The 995-nt window shown below is 31.7% G+C and carries 1 protein-coding gene; it reads right to left on the reverse strand.

Translation table 11 applies throughout. From position 1 onward, the window contains the following. Positions 1 to 140: 140 nt before the first annotated feature. A partial coding sequence (locus ES675_RS16335; protein WP_211362536.1) for a hypothetical protein occupies positions 141 to 995 on the reverse strand: 855 nt, incomplete at its 5' end.

Below are 995 nucleotides of genomic sequence, written 5' to 3' on the forward strand. Positions count from 1 at the left end.
CAACGTTGTTGTATATGGTTTGTTGCGTGTTTTAAGCAACTAATTTAGTAAATAATTACGGACAAAGAAAGTCCGCGAGGACTTTCGCAAGTAGGCAAGAAGCCAGCAATAAATTATATACGGTGTTGGCAATCTGGCTTTTATTTTTTCAGTTCGTTTTTGTATAATTCCGCTATTTTTTTTCTGTCCGTTTCGTTTTTCAATATATTCTGTAACCACATTTGCGGTTGTTCAGTTGCGCTTTTATATTCCTTGTCTTTATATTCTTTAAACTCAAAAAAGTCAAACCAATTCTTATTGTGAATGTGCTGAAGCGAATAAACAGCCATTTCTCCATTTGTCGCTCCAAAAAATGGGCAAGTATGGACTTTCGTTTTTGTTGTGTCAGAAAGTTTGGTTATTAGAAATTCAGTCAGTTTTTCTTTGTCGTTTTTCGAGAAGTTTTTCCAATCCATTTCGCTAAAAACGAGTGGTTTTTCTTCTCTTTTAAATTCCGTTTCTGATATGTATTGTTCTCCACCCAAACAACCGCCTTTTTCGAAAACTAAAATATTCCACAATTCAGATATTGAGTCAGTTTGCGATATATGAATTAATTCGGGTTTCCAAAATGAGCTTACGAGCGTTGAATCCGATACAGAATAAGTCCAATCATTTTTTTCTTTTATTAAATTCCTATTTGTTCTGAACTTTCTTATTGAATCATTTTTGAGTTTTACGATTATCCAAAATTCAGGTCCCATTTTATAAAGTCCTTCAGATGTTGCAATATTCCATTCTGTTACAAAAAGTTCAGTTTGTTTATTATTTAAACGAATTGAGTCCGTTTCGTTAAGTCTTTTTTTTATATAAATATTTTCTATTAATTCAATGTCGATTTTTGTTTGTACTTGAATCGATTTTTTAGAATCAACGCAACTGGATAAAATTACAAAAGTCAATATAAAAGGGAATATTTTCATTTTTTGCGTTCTGTTTTTAGCTTGTTGCCAACG

Source organism: Algorimicrobium algoritergicola, assembly GCF_008086165.1.
Lineage (GTDB): Bacteria > Bacteroidota > Bacteroidia > Flavobacteriales > Flavobacteriaceae > Algorimicrobium > Algorimicrobium algoritergicola.